The sequence below is a fragment of the Streptomyces sp. ATLC9 genome (genome assembly GCF_057196705.1).
On the sequence record NZ_JBXUOY010000470.1, the window covers coordinates 1 to 2,053 of the forward strand.

A 2,053-nucleotide genomic window follows, 5' to 3' on the forward strand; every position below is an offset into this window, starting at 1 on the left:
GCGTCACCACCGAAGCGGCGCAGCCGGCCGGAGTAGGTGTCGATGGCGCCCCGCAGGTGCCGGTGACCGAAGTCGGGCCAGTGCACCGGCTCGAACACGAACTCGGCGTACGCCAGATGCCAGGGCAGGAAGTTGCTGAGCCGCTGCTCCCCGGAGGTGCGGATCAGCAGGTCGACGTCGGGCAGGCCGGGCGTGTACAGGCTCCTGGCGACGTCCTCGGGGCCGATCCGCTGCGGCTGGATCCTTCCGGCGACCGCTTCGGCGGCCAGGGCGCGGGCTGCGGAGACGATCTCCTCGCGCCCGCCGTAGTCGGCGAAGATGTTCAGTGTCAGCGTCGTGTTGCGGGACGTCATGTTCTCGACGATCGCCAGCGTGGACGCCAGCGACGGGGCCAGCCGGTCGCGCCGTCCGCACCACCGCAGCCGGATGCCGCGCTCCTGCATCCACCGGGCGAACAGGGTGAGTCCCTCGGTCATCGTGGCGAACAGCTCGGTCACTTCCTCCGTGCCGCGGCCCCAGTTCTCGGTGGAGAACGCGAAGACACTCAGCTGGGGCACGCCCAGCCGCAGCGCGGAGTGGACCAGCCGCAGCGCGGCCCGTGCACCGGCGACGTGACCGTCGGACGCGGGCAGACCGTGTGCCGCGGCCCACCGTCGGTTCCCGTCCATGATCACGGCGACATGGCCGGGTATGCGGTCCGGCACGGGGAAGGCCGGGGAACCATTCGCCTGGTGGCTGAGCAGCGCGTTCCGGTCGACGCCCTCGGCCAGCACTCGTGCTCCCAGGTGGTCGGCCTGGTCCAGCACGTGCTCCACCCCGAGGATGAGGCCGTGGGCGAACGGCCGACATGACGCGTGCAGCTTCCCCGTGACCGGCGTGGCCCGGGCCAGCAGGTCACGGGTACGGGCGACCTGGACTCCGATCAGTTCGTCCAGCGCGTCCCGGCGTGTGGCGTCCAGGAGATCACCGGGACGCAGACCGAGCCTGCCCAGATCCTCTTCCGGCAGATAGCACCGGCCCCGGCCGAGGTCGAGCGGGAAGTCCTGGAAGATGTCCGCCATCTGACACGCCTCGCCCAGCACACGCAGCAGATCCACCGCCTCCCGGGGGCGGGGCGCCAGCAGCGGGGCCAGCAGTCCGCTGGGCGCGCCGGTCACACTCCGCAGGTAGCGCCGCAGGTCCGCGACCGTGCCGAACGAGGGCGGGGCCGCGCTGTCCCTCCGGGTGGCATCCAGAAACTCCTCCAGCAGCGCGACGTCCAGCTCCCGGCTGCGGACGGTGTGCACCAACGCCCGCCGCAGCGGATGCTCGCTGTGTCCCGCGCGCACCTCGGCCAGCGAGTCGGCGCACCACCGCGACAGCCGCGCCTCACGGCCGGCGAGGCGGCCCTCGTCGGCGATGTCGTCGGTCGTGTGCCAGTAGGCGACGAGCGCGCGGACATGCGGCCGAACCTCGGCGGGCAGCGACTCCGTGGCCGTCCAGAGCAGCCCGGACAACCGCTGCGCCACCTCCTCGCACCGAGCGTACGATTCGCACAGCTCCGGTGTGGTGATGCCGGCTTCCTCGTATGCGGACACCCGTACCTCCCCTGTCTGAACGGATCCCGCCCGGCCTCTCCTTGCGTTCGGGCGGGATCCAGCGTCCTCAACACTGCTCTCAACGAGTCATCCGGCGACAAGGTACTGTTCCCGCCCCACTCGACGCCGCGCCGCGCCGGAGGCACCGGTCACCGGCCGCCGTCCCACGGCGCCGTCGGGTGCGCGATGCGGACCCGGGCGAATGGCGCCACTGGGTCAACACCGGCGGCAAGGCCGTCGGCAACCCGGCAGCGGCTCACAACCTGAACGGGCGGCTGGATGTCTTCGTCCGGCGTGCGGACTGCCCCTGACCACAGAGGCAGTCCGCAGGAGGAGGTCGGGGCACACGGCAGGACATGCGAACGCCTCCGAACACCACCGTGGCCGGGTGCCCGGTCGTGGTGGCGGACAACACCTTCCCCCGTTGTGGGGGGTGGGGGGGGGGCCGCGGGGGGGCGGGCGGCGCCCGCCCCGCG

General features: G+C 72.3%; 1 protein-coding gene. It reads right to left on the bottom strand.

The features are described from left to right. Window positions 1-1,577, bottom strand: a 1,577-nt coding sequence (uppS, locus tag AC2CJA_RS26345; RefSeq protein WP_484605166.1) for a polyprenyl diphosphate synthase, incomplete at its 3' end; no start/stop codon positions are given. Window positions 1,578-2,053 lie beyond the last annotated feature (476 nt).